Annotated in this window: 13 protein-coding genes; 2 read left to right on the forward strand and 11 right to left on the reverse strand. The window is 66.3% G+C overall.

The features are described 5' to 3' along the window. Window positions 1-57: 57 nt before the first annotated feature. From JT720_RS09600 to JT720_RS09615, 4 genes are all read right to left on the reverse strand, one after another. Complete coding sequence (locus JT720_RS09600) at window positions 58-1,659, reverse strand: carboxyl transferase domain-containing protein (protein ID WP_205481049.1); 1,602 nt, start codon at window positions 1,657-1,659, stop codon at window positions 58-60. Window positions 1,660-1,695: 36 nt separating this feature from the next. Then, entirely contained in the window at window positions 1,696-2,529 is an 834-nt protein-coding gene (locus tag JT720_RS09605) for a c-type cytochrome (RefSeq protein ID WP_205481050.1), read from the reverse strand. Between the two features lie 76 nt (window positions 2,530-2,605). Then, window positions 2,606-4,222, reverse strand: coding sequence for an AbgT family transporter (locus JT720_RS09610; RefSeq protein ID WP_205481051.1), 1,617 nt, complete (start codon window positions 4,220-4,222; stop codon window positions 2,606-2,608). Next, window positions 4,219-5,376, reverse strand: a complete 1,158-nt coding sequence (locus JT720_RS09615) for an acyl-CoA dehydrogenase family protein (RefSeq protein WP_205481052.1) — start codon at window positions 5,374-5,376, stop codon at window positions 4,219-4,221. Before JT720_RS09615 ends, JT720_RS09610 begins: the two co-directional genes overlap by 4 nt. A 183-nt stretch (window positions 5,377-5,559) precedes the next feature. Here JT720_RS09615 and JT720_RS09620 point away from each other — a divergent pair, with 183 nt between their 5' ends. Next, a complete protein-coding gene (locus JT720_RS09620) occupies window positions 5,560-6,747 on the forward strand; it encodes an acetyl-CoA C-acyltransferase (RefSeq protein ID WP_205481053.1) in 1,188 nt (395 codons plus the stop codon). Between the two features lie 78 nt (window positions 6,748-6,825). Here JT720_RS09620 and JT720_RS09625 read toward each other — a convergent pair whose 3' ends face one another. The 6 genes from JT720_RS09625 to JT720_RS09650 form a co-directional block, all read right to left on the reverse strand. Beyond that, on the reverse strand, window positions 6,826-7,437 hold the full coding sequence (locus JT720_RS09625; RefSeq protein WP_205481054.1) for a glutathione S-transferase C-terminal domain-containing protein: 612 nt from the start codon (window positions 7,435-7,437) through the stop codon (window positions 6,826-6,828). A gap of 101 nt (window positions 7,438-7,538) precedes the next feature. Continuing rightward, window positions 7,539-7,991, reverse strand: coding sequence for an SH3 domain-containing protein (locus JT720_RS09630; protein WP_336511984.1), 453 nt, complete (start codon window positions 7,989-7,991; stop codon window positions 7,539-7,541). Window positions 7,992-8,087: 96 nt separating this feature from the next. Then, a complete protein-coding gene (locus JT720_RS09635; RefSeq protein WP_205481056.1) occupies window positions 8,088-9,494 on the reverse strand; it encodes an NAD(P)H-dependent flavin oxidoreductase in 1,407 nt (468 codons plus the stop codon). Between the two features lie 117 nt (window positions 9,495-9,611). Then, a complete protein-coding gene (locus JT720_RS09640; RefSeq protein WP_237219817.1) occupies window positions 9,612-10,046 on the reverse strand; it encodes a glycine zipper 2TM domain-containing protein in 435 nt (144 codons plus the stop codon). Window positions 10,047-10,131: 85 nt separating this feature from the next. Continuing rightward, entirely contained in the window at window positions 10,132-10,977 is an 846-nt protein-coding gene (gene nadC, locus JT720_RS09645; RefSeq protein ID WP_205481057.1) for a carboxylating nicotinate-nucleotide diphosphorylase, read from the reverse strand. A 38-nt stretch (window positions 10,978-11,015) separates the two neighbouring features. Continuing rightward, the gene (locus JT720_RS09650) at window positions 11,016-11,867 is read right to left on the reverse strand and encodes a metallophosphoesterase family protein (protein WP_205481058.1); all 852 of its coding nucleotides are present in this window, start codon (window positions 11,865-11,867) and stop codon (window positions 11,016-11,018) included. A gap of 159 nt (window positions 11,868-12,026) precedes the next feature. Between JT720_RS09650 and JT720_RS09655 the strand changes: the two genes are divergently transcribed. Continuing rightward, the gene (locus JT720_RS09655) at window positions 12,027-13,094 is read left to right on the forward strand and encodes a phosphotransferase family protein (RefSeq protein WP_237219816.1); all 1,068 of its coding nucleotides are present in this window, start codon (window positions 12,027-12,029) and stop codon (window positions 13,092-13,094) included. A gap of 145 nt (window positions 13,095-13,239) precedes the next feature. Here JT720_RS09655 and JT720_RS09660 read toward each other — a convergent pair whose 3' ends face one another. Continuing rightward, window positions 13,240-15,408 (reverse strand): M3 family metallopeptidase, encoded by a 2,169-nt coding sequence (locus JT720_RS09660; RefSeq protein ID WP_205481060.1) that lies wholly within the window; start codon window positions 15,406-15,408, stop codon window positions 13,240-13,242. Window positions 15,409-15,461 lie beyond the last annotated feature (53 nt).

Raw genomic sequence — 15,461 nt, forward strand, 5'->3', positions numbered from 1 at the left:
CAGAATGGCAGCGGAGCCGGCCAACTGTTGCAAAAACGACTGCATCTTCGGACATCATCACATCCTGAACACGCCGAACTGCGGCCGCTCGGGGATCGGCGCGTTCAGGCAGGCCGCGAACGCAAGCCCCAGCACGTCCCGTGTCTGCACCGGGTCGATGATGCCGTCGTCCCACAACCGCGCCGTTGCGTGCCACGGGTTGCCCTCGTCCTCGTAGCGCTGCCGCACCGGCGCCTTGAACGCCTCCGCTTCCTCCGCCGTCCACTTGTCGGCGTCACGGTGCACCGTCGCCAGAACCGAAGCCGCCTGCTCCCCGCCCATGACGCTGATGCGGCTGTTGGGCCAGGTGAACAGGAAACGAGGCGAGTAGGCGCGGCCAGCCATGCCGTAATTGCCGGCGCCGAAGCTGCCGCCGATCAGCACGGTGATCTTGGGCACCTGCGCGGTCGCCACCGCCGTCACCAGCTTGGCGCCATGCTTGGCAATACCCTCTGCCTCATATTTCCCGCCGACCATGAAGCCGGAGATGTTCTGCAGGAAGAGCAGCGGAATGCGCCGCTGGCACGCCAGTTCGATGAAGTGCGCGCCCTTGACCGCGCTCTCGCTGAACAGGACGCCGTTGTTGGCGAGGATGGCGACCGGCATGCCCCAGATATGCGCAAAGCCGCACACCAGCGTGGTGCCGTAGAGCGGCTTGAACTCGTGCAGCTCCGACCCATCCACGATCCGGGCGATCACCTCCCGCACGTCATAGGGCGCGCGAACGTCCTCGGGGATGATGCCGTACAGTTCTTCAGGGTCGTACACAGGCGGCCGCGGCTCCCGCGTGCCGATCCCCGCGCCCGCCTCATCTCCGAGGTGCCAGACAATATCCCGCACGATCGTCAGCGCATGCTCGTCATTCTCGGCGAGGTGATCGACCACACCCGACTTGCGCGCATGAAGGTCGCCGCCGCCGAGGTCCTCGGCGCTGATCTCCTCCCCCGTCGCCGCCTTCACCAGCGGCGGCCCGGCAAGAAAGATCGTGCCCTGATTGCGGACGATCACGCTCTCGTCGCTCATCGCCGGCACATAGGCGCCACCCGCCGTGCACGACCCCATCACGCAGGCGATCTGCGCGATGCCCTTGGAGCTCATCTGCGCCTGGTTGAAGAAGATGCGCCCGAAGTGGTCCCGGTCGGGGAACACCTCCGCCTGGTGCGGCAGGTTCGCGCCGCCGGAGTCCACCAGATAGATGCACGGCAATCGGTTCTGCTCGGCGATCTCCTGCGCCCGGAGATGCTTCTTCACCGTCATCGGGTAATAGGTGCCGCCCTTCACCGTGGCGTCGTTGGCGACGATCATCACCTGCCGCCCGGACACCCGCCCGATCCCCGCGATCATGCCCGCACCCGGCACCTCGCCCTCGTACAGGTCGCACGCCGCCAGCTGCCCGATTTCCAGGAATGGTGAGCCCGGATCGAGCAGCCGCTCCACCCGCTCCCGCGGCAGCAGCTTGCCCCGCGACACATGCCGCTCGCGCGACTTCTCGTTTCCCCCGAGCGCCGCTTGCGCAACATCCGCCCGCAGCTTCTGCGCCAGCTCAAGATTGTGCGCAAAGCGCGCACGATATTCGGGGCTGTCGGTCTGAACCTTGCTGTCGATCCGCGGTGCGCTCATGGAGACGCGACTAGCGGTTCGGCCTCCGATTGCAAACTAGTGCGGGCGCTCCGCTCTTGCCTTCACATAGTCAATGATCGCCTTCCGTTCCCGCGCGGTCAGCTTCGCAAACCGGCCGGCGCTGAGCGTCATCAGTCCGAGGTCCGGTTTGGCCTTGCCCTTGCCCGTGGTGAGCAGCGCCTCCAGCTCGGCATGCGAATAGGCGCCGGCGATATCGAGGTCGGGCGTGAAATCCTCGAAGCCCTGCAGGGCGCTGTTGTGGCACTCCGCGCAGACCACCCGGGACAAGTGCCGGCCCATCCGGTGCTGTTCCCCAAGGTCCGGCGGAGGATCGTCACGGTAGCGCCGCAACATGCCCTCGGCGTTCGCGAACGATCCCTCGGCGACCTGCTTGCGCAGGCCCTCACCGACTCGAAGCGGCGGCATTTGCTTGCCCTCGGCCCGATAGGTGCGAAGGTAAGCAATCAGCGCAGACATGTCGGAATCGCTCAGGAACTGGTAGGCTTCGGACGGCATGAACCAGAACTCGCGTCCGTCCCTGGGCACCCCGGCGCGGATCGCGCGGTCAAGCTCCGCGTCGCTGTAAAGCGGAACCAGCAGCGTCAGGTTGGGCGCATTCATGTCCCCGAAGCCCGGGTCGTCCTTGGTGACGTTGGTGCCCTGGAGATTATCCCCGTGACAACCCAGGCACCCGAGGACCCGCGCAAGCCTTGCTCCATGAGCAAGCTTCTCCGGATTCGTCTTGTAATCGGCACCATCGAAGGAGACCGTTGTCAGACTTGCAGCGGCAGCCTGGCCGCCGGCCCCAGTCTCTTCCTGGGTACATGCACACAGGCTGGCAGCCGCCAGCAGGATCATGGCTGCACGCATGGAGATATTCTCCCCGGTCGCGCCGCAGCACTTAACCCAAGGCAATCACCTGCGCCAGCTTCGGCGACCTGGCCTGCTATGGATTCACTGCGGCCGGAGGCTCGTAGTAGACGGTTGCCCCCGGCCCTAGGGGCAGGTCGAAGGCGACCCACGCAATCGTCATCGCAATCCCCGTCGCCATGAAGGTCAACGCAAACGGCAGCATCAGCGCCAGCAGCGAACCCACGCCAAACCCGCCTTCCCATCGCCGCGCAAACCCGAGGATCAGCGGGAAGTAGCTCATCAGCGGCGTCATGATGTTGGTATAGCTGTCGCCCATCCGATAGGCTGCGGTGGTCATTTCCGGGCTGATGCCCAGCAGCATGAACATCGGCACCACCACCGGCGCCAGCGCGCTCCACTTGGCGCTCGCCGAGCCGATGAACAGGTCGAGGAAAGACGACAGCAGCAGCACGCTGACCAGCAGCAGCGGCGCGGGCAGGCCGACCGTCTGCAGCACCTTCGCTCCATCGATCGCCAGGATCGGGCCCAGCCGCGACCAGTTGAACATGGCGACGAAGTGCGCCGCGAAGAACACGAACACGATGTAGGGCGCCAGCGCACGGATGCCCTCCTGCATCATCGCCGTGACATTCTTGTAGCTCGCGATGGAGCCGGTGGCGGAGCCGAACGCGATCCCCGACAGCACGAACAGCAGGAAGAAGCCGGCGATCAGCGAAGCGTAGAGCGGCTGCAGGCTCGCCGTGCCCTCCGCATCTTCATCGATGAGCGGGGTGTAGCCGGGCAGCAGCGCCAGCGCGGCGAACAGCCCCACGACCAGCAGCGCCGCCCCGCCCGCGCGGCGAAGCCCCCGACGCTCTTCGGCCGTGAGTTCGGACCGTTCGAGCTCGGCCTTGAGCTCAGCGTCCGCCTCTCCGCCCCACTTGCCGAGACGCGGTTCCACGACCCTGTCCGTGATGAACCAGATGGCCGGCGTGAACAGCACCACGATGCCCAGGATGAACCACCAGTTGCCCAGCGGGTTCATCTGCCAGCCCGGCTCCACGATGTGCGCCGCCTCCTGCGTGAAGCCGAACAGCAGCACGTCGATCTGCCCCGGCGTGATGTTGCCTGCATATCCGCCGGACACCGCCGCGAACGCTGCCGCCAGCCCGGCCAGCGGATGGCGTCCCGCGGCGGCGTAGACGATCGCCGCCAACGGGATGAACACCACATAGGCCGCGTCCGACGCATGGTGGGAGACCATGCCGATGATTGCGACGATCGGAGTGAGCAGCGCACTCGGCGCCCGGGCGAGCGACCCCCGGATCAGCGCCGCGAACAGCCCTGATCGTTCGGCGACCGCGGCTCCCAGCATGATCACCAGGATCAGCCCCAGCGGCGCGAACCCCGCCATGGTGCGCGGCATCTCCGTCAGCAGCCGTGCGATATTCTCCTCGGAGAACAGGCTGGTCGCCGTGTAGGTCAGGACGCCATTCTCCAGCGTCGCCCAGTTCGGCGCTTCTTCCCCGCTATACTGCAGCGACGCGGACCAGCCGAGCCACTGGCCGACGGTCGACAGCGCCATCAGAGCCAGGATCAGCCAGACGAAGATCATCGTCGGCTCGGGCAACAGGTTGCCGGCGCGCTCGACGAAGCCGAGGAACCCGCGCTGGCGAGCGCTGACCGCGTCCGCCGCTACGGCCGAGCTCAACCGGCGGCTCCGATCAACTCCCGCCCGATCAGCATCCGGCGGATCTCATTGGTCCCTGCGCCGATGTCGAGCAGCTTGGCGTCGCGCATGTAGCGTTCGACCGGCCAGTCCCGGGTGTAGCCCGCGCCGCCGAGTGCCTGCACCGCTTCGCCCGCGACCTTGAACGCGCTTTCGCTCGCCAGCAGGATCGCACCGGCCGCATCGAACCGGGTCGTCTTGCCCGCATCACAGGCCTTGGCCACCTGGTAGACGTAGGCCCGCGCCGAATTGAGCGCGACGTACATGTCCGCGATCTTGGCCTGCATTAGCTGGAAGCTGCCGATCGGCGATCCGAACTGCTTGCGCTCGCGGATATAGGGCAGCACCACGTCCAGGCATGCCTGCATGATGCCGAGCTGGATGCCCGCCAGCACCGTTCGCTCATAGTCGAGGCCGCTCATCAGCACGCCGACGCCGCCATTCTCCGGCCCCATGATGTTCTCGGCCGGCACGAAGCAATCGTCGAACACCAGCTCCGCCGTTGGCGATCCGCGCATGCCGACCTTGTCGATCTTCTGGCCGATGGAGAAACCCTCCATGTCCTTCTCGATCAGGAAGGTCGTGATCCCGCGGCTGCCCTCGCCGGTCTTGGCGTAGACCACCAGCACGTCGGCATACGCGCCGTTGGTGATCCAGAACTTGGTGCCATTCAGCCGATAGCCGTTGCCCGACTTCTCGGCCCGCAGCTTCATCGAGACGACGTCGGAGCCCGCGCCCGCCTCGCTCATCGCCAGCGCGCCGACATGCTCGCCGCTGATCAGCTTGGGCAGGTATTTCGCCTTCTGCTCGTCGTTCGCCCAGCGCCGGATCTGGTTCACGCACAGGTTGGAGTGCGCGCCGTAGCTCAGGCCCACGGACGCCGACGCCCGCGCCACTTCCTCCTGCGCGACCACATGCTCGAGGTAGCCGAGACCCAACCCGCCCCACTCCTCCTCGACCGTGATCCCGTGCAGGCCAAGTTCGCCCATCTGCGGCCACAGCTCGATCGGGAAACGATCATGCAAGTCGATCTCCGCCGCGATCGGGGCGATCCGGTCGGTGGCGAAGCGCTGGGTCGTATCGCGGATGGTCTCCGCCATCTCGCCCAGGTCGAAGTCGAGGGTCGGTGTAGACATGGGGTGGCGCTAGCAGAGCGCTCCCATCTTCCACAAGGCGGCCATGAGGCTTATGTGCGGTGCAACAAACACCGCTCGTCCCGAGCGGAGGCCGCAAGGCCGTAGTCGAGGGGCGCCAGACAGGCACTCAGGCGAACGCCCCTCGACTTCGCTCGGGACAAGCGGAGACCTGTGGAGCAACCGATGAACCAGTCCGATCCCATCGTCATCCTCTCCTACGCCCGCACCCCGATGGGAGCGATGCAGGGCGCCTTGGCCGACGTCTCCGCCACCGACCTCGGCGCCACCGCGGTCAAGGCCGCCGTCGAGCGCGCCGGCGTGAAGGGCGGGGACATTGACCGCATCTACATGGGCTGCGTTCTCCCCGCCGGCCTGGGCCAGGCCCCCGCGCGCCAGGCCGCGATCAAGGCCGGCCTCCCCACCTCCGTGCAGGCGACCACCGTCAATAAGGTCTGCGGCTCGGGCATGCAGACCGTGATCATGGGCGCGGAGGCACTCGCCGTTGGCAACGCGGACCTGATCGTCGCGGGCGGCATGGAGTCCATGACCAACGCGCCCTACCTGCTTAAGAAGCACCGCTCCGGCGCGCGCATCGGCCATGACACGGCCTACGACCACATGTTCCTCGACGGGCTGGAAGACGCTTACGAGGAGGGCCGCGCCATGGGCAGCTTCGCCCAGTGCACCGCCGACGAATATCAGCTCACCCGCGAGGCGATGGACAACTACGCCATCGAATCCCTCACCCGCGCCAAGTCGGCCATCGAAAATGGCGGCTTCGCAGACGAGATCGTTCCCGTCGCCATCAAGAGCCGCGCGGGCGAGACCGTCGTCGACACCGACGAAGCTCCGGGCCGAGGCCGCCCCGACAAGATCCCGCAGCTGAAGCCCGCCTTCGCGAAGGAAGGCACCATCACCGCGGCCACCAGCTCCTCCATCTCCGACGGCGCCGCCGCCGTGGTTCTCGCCCGCGAGTCCGTCGCCCGCGAAAAGGGCGCGGAGCCGGTCGCCCGCATCGTCGCCACTGCCGCCCACGCGCAGGCCCCGGCCGAATTCACTGTCGCCCCGATCGGCGCCATCCACAAGGTGCTCGACAAGGCTGGTTGGAAGATCGGCGACGTCGACCTGTTCGAAGTCAACGAGGCCTTCGCCTGCGTCGCCATGTTCGCGATGAAGGACCTCGGCATCGGCCACGAGAAGATCAACATTCACGGCGGCGCCACCGCCCTCGGTCACCCGATCGGCGCCAGCGGCACGCGCATCATCGTCACGCTGCTGAACGCGCTGAAGCAGAAGGGCCTGAAGCGCGGCGTCGCCAGCCTCTGCATCGGCGGCGGCGAGGCGACGGCCGTGGCGGTGGAGCTGGTCTGACCCGTCCTTGCGAGGAGCAAGCGGGCGAAGCGATCCGGTAACCCGCAAGTGACTGGATCGCTTCGCTAATTCAGACCGCTACGCGGCTTGCAGCAGTCCCTCGGCCTCCAACGCTTTGCGCACCGACTCGCGCCGGCCGATCCGCTCGACGTAGCGCGCGATATTCGGTCGGTCCGCGTAACTGATGCCGAAATGGCCTGCCCAGCTCAGGATCACAAACGCCAGCGCATCGGCCACGGTGAAGTCGTCGCCAAGCCAATACTCCCGACCATCACCGAAGTGCTGCTCGACGTAATCGAGCCTGGTATCCAGCCGCTTCAGCAAAGCCTCCCGAGCCGCTCCTTCCGGCTTGCCGAAGAACGGACCAAAGGCCTTGTGCAGCTCGCTGCTGAGGAACGCGAGCGCCTGGTGCAGCTTGGCTTCCGCCAGCGCATCACCGCTCGGTGCCACGGCGCCCGGCTTCAGGCTCGCGATGTAGGGAAGAATGGCGCCGTTCTCGATCAGCACCTCGCCACCGTCCAGCTCCAGTGCCGGCACATAACCCAAGGGGTTGATCTCGCGAAAGTCGCGTCCGTCCTCCGTCCGCTTCGCGTAAATATCCGTCCGCACGAACTCCGGTTGCTGGCCGAGCTCGTTGAACACGATCCGCGACGCCATCGAACACGCACCAGGTGAGTAGTAAAGCTTCATCTTTGCCCTCCATGGCTGGGTGGAGAGCGCCAAGTGGATACGCAGCCGTATCGTTCAAGGCACAGGAAAGTGACTGCTCGCCAAGCTATCGTGAGGGCGGGTCAGTCCACCACCTCGCCCTCGTCGACGCCCCAGATGTCCCCGGCGCGGACATATCCTTCGCGCTTGCCGATCTGGATGTGGCACCAGCTGCCCGTGCATTCGTCGATCCGCCCGACCACGCCCGGCTCCGCCTGGTAGGCGATGCGGCTGTTGCCATCCGGCCGGACGTGAATGGCGCGAGGCTTCCCGGGCTTGACCATCGCCGTCCGCCGCTCGCTCAGGAGTGCGACCAGCATCCATCCGCGCGCACCATCGGGATCCTCGATGAGCCGCCAGCTTTCATGGCGGCGCAGAACTCGGATCGGCAAGTCACGCCGCTTATACAGCCACACCCCGGGATAGTTCTTGCCCGGCCCCGTCCGCATCATCGCCTCGCCGCTGGCGATGGAAGCCCAATAGGGCACCGGCTTGTCCTGGGCGGCGGCAGATACAGCAAAGACTAGTGCCGTCACTCCCGCGAAAGCGGGAGTCCATCTCCGGAACTTACGGCCCGTACACCGCTCACCCGATGGATTCCCGCCGGAGCGGGAATGACGAAATAGCTCCACCTAAGCCCCCGTCCGGATCCGATCCAACAGCTGCTTCACCGTAGGCACGAAGCCGTTCGAGTAGAACGGGTCCGTCTTGAACCGGAACGCCGCGTGCCCCGCGAACATCAGGTTGTTGTCCACTGGCCCGCCATGCGCAATGTCCTGCAACGTCTTCTGGATACAGAAGCTGCGCGGATCGGCCAGCCGCCCGGTCGAGTTCTTCTCATTGTCCGCCCAGCTCGAGAAGCTGCACTGGCTGAGGCAGCCCATGCAGTCGGCCTGGTCCTTGCGGATGATCTTTTCTTCCTCGGGCGTCACGAACACCAGGGTGTCGTCCGGAGTCTTCATCGCCTGGGTATAGCCCGCCGCATACCACTCGCGCGCGTGCTGCAGGTCGCCCTTGGTCACCCAGTAGTTCTTCTTGGTGCCGATACCGACATCCAGCTCGAACGCATGGTCGCCGATGCTTTCCTTGGTGAAGGCGATCTGCCGCTCGCTGCGCGCTTCCAGGTTGCGCAGGAACGGCGTCCGCACCGCCGAGGAATAGAAGCCCGTTGGCGAGAACTTGTGGAGGAGCACGTCGCCCTCCTCCAGCGTCATCAACCGCGCCTTCCACTCCGGCGGGATGGGGCTTTCCTGGGTCAGCAGCGGCCGGGTGCCGAACTGGAACATGATGGAGCCGAGCTCGGGATTGTCGATCCAGTCCTCCCATTCGTCCAGCCGCCACACGCCGCCGGCCATGACGATCGGCACGGTATCGGGAATGCCGCCTTCGCGCATGACCGCGCGCAGCTCGGCCACGCGCGGATAGGGGTCCTGCGGCGAGCGTGGGTCCTCGGCATTGGACAGGCCGTTGTGCCCGCCCGCCAGCCACGGATCCTCATAGACCACCGCACCGAGCAGCTCGGCGACCTTGGAATAAGCGCGCTTCCACAGCGCCCGAAACGCGCGGCCGGATGACACGATCGGTAGATATTGCACGCCATACTGCGCGGCGATCTCGCTCAGCTTGTACGGCATGCCCGCGCCGCAGGTCACGCCCGCGACCAAGCCTTTGGTCCGCTCCAGCACGCCATGCAGCACGCGCTGCGCACCGCCCATCTCCCACAGCACGTTGATGTTGATCGCGCCGCGCCCTGACGCGATGTCGTACGCCTTCTTCACCTGCGCCACGGCGCCCTCGATGGCATAGTGGACCAGCTCGTCATGCCGCTCGCGCCGGGTCATCCCCTGATAGACCTGCGGGACGATCCGCCCTTCGGGATCGTAGCTGTCGGCGTTCACCGCGCTCACCGTACCGATGCCGCCGGCGGCAGCCCAGGCACCGGAACTTGCATGGTTGGTGGCGCTGACGCCCTTGCCGCCTTCGACCAGCGGGTAAACCTCGCGGCCGCCGTAGAGAATGGGCTGAAGGCCCTTGAACAACGTCTGTCTCCCAGAAAACTGCCGGCGCTATACAGGTGACCGTACGGTTTGCGCCACAAAAACGAAAAAGGCCGCGGGTGGTGCCCGCGGCCTCCATTTCGTCGAGCAGCTCAACCGTTAGCGGCGGCAGGTGCTCTTACCGACCTCGTTGCCGACCAGCGCGCCGACAGCACCGCCGACGATGGCACCGGTCGTGCCGCTACCCCGGCGATTGCCGTAGTAATCACGACCGCCACGGGTAACCTCACGACCGAGCAAGGCACCGGCGACACCGCCGATGATCGCGCCAGTCGTGCCGCTGCAACGCTGGCCATAATAGCCGTCGTAGCGGTTGTTGTAGGCGCGCCGCTGCTGACGCTCGTATCGGCGCTGCTCGCGCTCGTAGCGACGCTGGTCACGCGCATCGTAGTTCCCGTAACCATTGTTGTAATAGCCGTTGTTGTACCCGCCATAATAAGGCGCCGGCGCGGGATAATATTGCGCGCTGGCGACGCCGGGCACTGCAACCATGGCCGCTGCGCTGAAGGCGAAAAGTGCTTTCTTGATCAACATGAGCTTAGGCTCCTTTAGACTGTGGAGCCAACTTGGGCGCAGGCTGCTGACACACCCCTGAACGTTTCGTTTCGGAAACTGTCAGTTATGCCAAGGCGAAGTCCAGGCCGATGTCCACCGCCGGGGCCGATTGCGTGATCCGTCCCACGGAGATGTAGGTGACGCCCGTTTCGGCGATCCCGCGGATCGTGTCGAGGTTGACCCCGCCCGATGCTTCCAGCGGCACTCGGCCGTTCACCAGCCGCACCGCCGTACGCAACTGCTCGTTACTCATATTGTCCAGCAGCAGCCGCTCCGCCCCAGCGGCCAATGCCGGCTCGATCTGCTCGATCCGATCCACCTCGACCTGCACCTGCAATCCGGTGTTCGCCGCATTGGCCCGCCGCACGGCCTGCTCGACGCCGCCGTTCACCGCGACATGATTGTCCTTGATCAGCACCCCGTCATCCAGCCGCATCCGGTGGTTCTGCGCGCCACCCATGCGCGCCGCATACTTGTCGAGCGCCCGCAGACCAGGGATCGTCTTGCGGGTGTCGAGCAGGATGGCACCCGTCTCATCGATTGCGTCGACATAGCGCCGCGTCAAAGTCGCGATCCCCGACAGGTGCTGCAACGTGTTCAGCGCCGACCGCTCTGCCGTCAGCATCGCCCGCGCCCGCCCTTCCAGCCGCATCAGCACCGTGCCCGCGTCCGCCCGCTCGCCGTCGCGCACCAGCGAGGTCAGCCGCACATCCGCGTCCAGTCGGCGGAAGAACGCCGCCGCAATCTCAAGTCCCGCGACCACGATCGGCTCACGGCAGTTCATCTCGGCCCGGAAGCGCGCCCCCTCGTCGATGGTCGCGGCCGACGTCACGTCCCCGCCCGAGCCAAGGTCCTCCGCCAGCACGCGGGCAACGAAATCCTGCAGGTCGAAGTTGGCGATGTCGGTCATCCCGCCGCTCTGCCGAGGGACTGTGCGGACGGCAAGCCTCAGGCCGGTGCCGCAGCGTCCGCCTGTGCCTGGCTCGACTGCCGCCAGCCCTCTTCCGTCTTCCGGAACTGCGTCGGCACGGCCGCCTCGAACGCCTCTCCCGCCCACTTCATCAGCGACACGGAAACGACCTCCTTCTCCACGTCGAGGATGTTGAAGCTCTGCTCCTCCTCGCGCAGCCGGACGGACGTTGCGGTCCCCGCCTGCACCACCAGCGCCCCGCCCGCCCGGGTCACCAGGTCGCGTGCATGGTGGGTGGATGCGCGATGATTGTGCCCCGCCAGCAGCAGGTCGACGCCCAGCTCGTTCACTGCATCCAGCGCCAGCTCCTGCCGGCCGATCGCTTCCCCCAGCTCGCCCCCGTCGCTGACCGGCAGTGCGAACAGCGGATGATGGGTCACCAGCACTCGCACGGTGCCTTCCGGCACCCGGCTGAAGGTCTCTCGGATAAAGTCGATCTGCTCGCGGTTGATGCGGCCATCCTTCACCGTCAGCGACCGCGCCGTGTTGATCCCCAGCACCGCCGCGCCTTCCAGCTGGTGATAGGGACAGAGCGTCTCGTCGATATATCGCCGGTAGCGGGTCAGCGGCGACATGAACCGCCGCAGCACGTCATACAGCGGCACGTCGTGATTGCCCGGAACGCCGATCACCTCGTGCCCCGCCTCGCGCACCCGCTCCAGAAACCGGCACGCTTCCTGAAACTGCTCGGTCTTCGCCCGCTGGGTGAAGTCGCCGCTGACGATCACCAGGTCGGGAGCGGCCTTGGTGATCTCCTGCTCGACCGCGGATACGATGCGGTCGTCGTGCGCACCGAAGTGCAGGTCGGACAGATGGACAAAACGCGGCATGGGTGTGAGAACGGCCGAGAAGAGACAGGGTTCACCCACCGCGCTCACGCTGAGTAGGAGCGCAGCTCCGTATCGAAGCGTTTTCCCGGTCCGCAACGCCCTTCGATACGCCGCTGACGCGGCTACTCAGAGTGAGCGCTTTGCCATATGCACGGCACCATGGACCGCACCACCGCCAACTCCGGCACTCGCGAGGTCAGCGAACGCCTCCGCTTCGACGAAGCTGCGCTCGCCGGCTGGATGGAAGATCACGTTTCCGGCTTTTCCGGCCCGCTGACCGTCAACCAGTTCAAGGGTGGCCAGTCGAACCCGACCTACAAGCTCGACACGCCCGGCCACTCCTACGTCCTCCGCCGCAAGCCGCCCGGCAAGACGCTCCCCGGCGCCCACGCGGTCGACCGCGAATACCGCGTCCTCAAGGCCCTCGGCGGCCAAGGCTTCCCCGTCGCCCGAGTCCACGCCCTGTGCGAGGACGACGGCGTCATCGGCACCGCCTTCTACGTCATGGACATGGTGCCCGGCCGCATCGTCTGGGAAGCCGACTTCCCCAGCCTCACTCCCGCCTCCCGCGCCGCCCATTTCGATGCAATGAACGCCACCCTGGCGCAGCTACACAGCTACGATCCCGAAGCGATCGGGCTCGGAGATTATGGCAAGGCGACCGGCTTCGTCGAACGGCAGGTCGGGCGCTGGTCCAAGCAATATCTCACCGATACCGACGGCGGCCGGGTCGAGGACATGGACCGGCTGGTCGACTGGCTCGCCAGGCACATGCCGCCGGACAGCGGCGAAAGCCGCATCGTCCACGGCGACTTTCGCTGCGACAACATGATCTTCGACGCGGAGCAGCCGCAGGTCCGCGCCGTCCTGGACTGGGAGCTGTCAACGCTCGGCGACCCGGTCAGCGACTTCACCTACCACCTGCTGATGTACCGCATGCCCGCCGGCCTGTTCACCGGCCTATCGGGCCTCGACCTCGCCGCACTCGGCATCCCCAGCGAGGCCGATTACGTCGCCGCCTACTGCCGCCGCACGGGGCGGGAGGGCATCGCCCACCTCGATTACCTAATCGTCTTCAACCTGTTCCGGCTCGCGGCCATCATCCACGGCATCAAGGGCCGCCTCGCCCGCGGCAGCGCCAGCAGCGCCCACGCCGAAGCCACCGTCGCGGCCCTTGAACCGCTCGCTGCACTGGCCTGGAGCGAAGCCCAGAAGGCGCGGCTGTAGGATCCTCCCCAGCCTTTCCTGGGGAGGGGGACCGCCGAAGGCGGTGGAGGGGTCGCGAGCGAAGCGAGCGCTGACGCGCTCGGCCCCTCCACCATGCTTCGCATGGTCCCCTTCCCCGAGAAAGCTCGGGGGGGGACAGGTCAGGCTACTTCGTCGGAAAACCCCGCCGCTTCAGCAGCGCGTTCACGTCCGGGTCGCGGCCACGGAACTGCCGGTAAGCCTCCGCGCGATCCGTCTCGTTGCCCGTCGACAGCAGGTAGGTCCGGAACGCATCCGCCGTCTTCTTGTCGAACGGATTGCCCGCCTCCTCGAACGCGGCCCAGGTGTCGGCGTCCATCACTTCCGACCACAGGTAGGAATAATAGCCCGCCGAGTAGGCGTCGCTCGAGAACAGGTGCCCGAACTGCGGCAGCCGGTGACGCATCACCATCTCGCGGGGCATTCCGAGCTCCGCCAGCGTCGCCTTCTCGAACGCGTCCGGATCGACCACGCCGTTCGGGTCGGTATGCAGCTTCATGTCGACCAGCGCCGACGACAGATATTCCACCGTCGCGAAGCCCTGGTTGAAGCTTTCCGCCTTCTTGATCTTGTCGACCAGGCTCTGCGGCATCGGCTGGCCCGTCTGGTAGTGCTTGGCGAAGCGCTCCAGCACCGGCCGGGTGAGCAGCCAGTTCTCGTTGACCTGGCTCGGATACTCCACAAAGTCGCGCTGCGATCCGCCGAGGCTCGGATATTTGACGTCCACCAGCAGATAGTGGATGGCGTGTCCGAACTCGTGGAACAGCGTGGATGCGTCATCCAGGCTGATCAGCACCGGCTGACCGTCGGCCGCCTTGGTGAAGTTGTTGTTGTTCGACGCGAGCACGATGTCGTCGCCGAGCAGGCCCGCCCGGCTGCGATAGGTCGTCATCCACGCGCCCGAGCGCTTTCCGTCGCGCGCGAAATTGTCGAGGTAGAACAGCCCGACCACCTTGCCTTCGCGGGTGACCTCGAACGTGCGCACGTCCGGATGGAAGACCGGCACCGTGCCCGTATTCTCCTTGAACTCCAGCCCGTACAGCTGGCCTGCCGACCAGAACATGCCGTTCACGAGATTGTTGAGCTCGAAGTACGGCTTGATCTCGGCTTCCGACAGGTCGAACTTGGCCTTGCGCACCTTCTCCTGGAAGTAGCGATAGTCCCACGGCTCGATCGTCTGCACGCCCTCGCGCCGCGCGAAGGTGCGCATGTCGGCGACTTCCTCCTTCACGCGCCCGACGGCAGCCGGCCACACCCGCATCATCAGGTCCATGGCGTTGGCCGGCGTCTTGGCCATCGTGTCCTGCATCCGCCACTCGGCGTGGCTACCGAAGCCCAGCAGCTTCGCCCGGTCGGCGCGCAGCTTCACGATCTGGCTGATCAGCTGGTTGGTGTCGTTGGCCCCACCATTGTCGCCGCGGTTGGCGAACGCCTGGAACACCCGCTTGCGCAGGTCCCGGTTGGTGCCGAACGTCAGCACCGGCTCGACGGCGGAGCGGGTCGTCTTGATGGCGAAGGTGCCCGGCGGAAGTCCGCGCTCCTTAGCCGCCGCGGCCGCCGCGTCCTTCACGTCCTGCGGCACACCACGCATCTCGGCTTCGTTCGCGGCGGTGTAGGTGCCCTCGTCCGCCAGCAGGCGCGAGTTGAACTCGGAGAACAGGCTGGCGAGCTGCTGGTTATACTGGCTCAGCTGCTGCTTCTGCGCCTGATCCAGCTTGGCGCCGTTGCGCACGAAATAGTCGTAGCTCCGCTCCAGCAACCGCGTCTGCTTCGCGTCCAGCCCCAGGCTCGCGCGCTGGTTGTAGAGCGTCTCCACTCGAGCAAACAGCTTGGGGTCGAGCGTGATCTCGTCGCTCGCCGCGGACAGCTTGGGCGACCATTCCTTGTCCAGCGCCTGATAGGCCGGCGTCGACACGTTGTCGGTCATCACGCCGAACACGGCCTGCACCCGGCCGAGCCGCTGGCCCGCCTTCTCCATCGCCTCGATGGTATTGGCGAAGGTCGGCGCTTCCGGGCTGTTGGCGATCGCCTGGTACTCGCGGCGCTGCTCGTCGACGGCGAACTGAAAGGCTTCGTTGAACAGCTCGGGCTTGACCTGGTCCCACGGCGGCACGCCGTCGTAGGGGCCGGTCCACTCGGTCAGAAGGATGTTGTTGGGCACGGGAACGGAAGCGGGCGTCGCCGCCGCGGGTTCCGCCGCAGCCGTCGCGGGCGCAACCTGCTGCTCCGCCGCCGTCGCCGCGCATCCACCGAGCGCCACCAGCGCCGTACCCGCCAACAAGGCCTGCTTGATCATGCGTATCACCTCGTGATTGTTTCGGAGCCGCCCTGGGGCCTCGTCCGTTTGGC

Origin of the sequence: Sphingomonas arenae (genome assembly GCF_016924655.1) — a bacterium.
GTDB classification, from domain to species: domain Bacteria; phylum Pseudomonadota; class Alphaproteobacteria; order Sphingomonadales; family Sphingomonadaceae; genus Sphingomicrobium; species Sphingomicrobium arenae.

Bases quoted from the DNA above. Each gene is read 5' to 3' on its own strand.
- JT720_RS09625 (WP_205481054.1), bottom strand. From the start codon at position 7,437: ATGAAGCTTTACTACTCACCTGGTGCGTGTTCGATGGCGTCGCGGATC.
- JT720_RS09615 (WP_205481052.1), bottom strand. From the start codon at position 5,376: ATGTCTACACCGACCCTCGACTTCGACCTGGGCGAGATGGCGGAGACC.
- JT720_RS09660 (WP_205481060.1), bottom strand. From the start codon at position 15,408: ATGATCAAGCAGGCCTTGTTGGCGGGTACGGCGCTGGTGGCGCTCGGT.
- JT720_RS09620 (WP_205481053.1), top strand. From the start codon at position 5,560: ATGAACCAGTCCGATCCCATCGTCATCCTCTCCTACGCCCGCACCCCG.
- JT720_RS09640 (WP_237219817.1), bottom strand. From the start codon at position 10,046: ATGTTGATCAAGAAAGCACTTTTCGCCTTCAGCGCAGCGGCCATGGTT.
- JT720_RS09605 (WP_205481050.1), bottom strand. From the start codon at position 2,529: ATGCGTGCAGCCATGATCCTGCTGGCGGCTGCCAGCCTGTGTGCATGT.
- JT720_RS09655 (WP_237219816.1), top strand. From the start codon at position 12,027: ATGGACCGCACCACCGCCAACTCCGGCACTCGCGAGGTCAGCGAACGC.
- nadC (WP_205481057.1), bottom strand. From the start codon at position 10,977: ATGACCGACATCGCCAACTTCGACCTGCAGGATTTCGTTGCCCGCGTG.
- JT720_RS09650 (WP_205481058.1), bottom strand. From the start codon at position 11,867: ATGCCGCGTTTTGTCCATCTGTCCGACCTGCACTTCGGTGCGCACGAC.
- JT720_RS09600 (WP_205481049.1), bottom strand. From the start codon at position 1,659: ATGAGCGCACCGCGGATCGACAGCAAGGTTCAGACCGACAGCCCCGAA.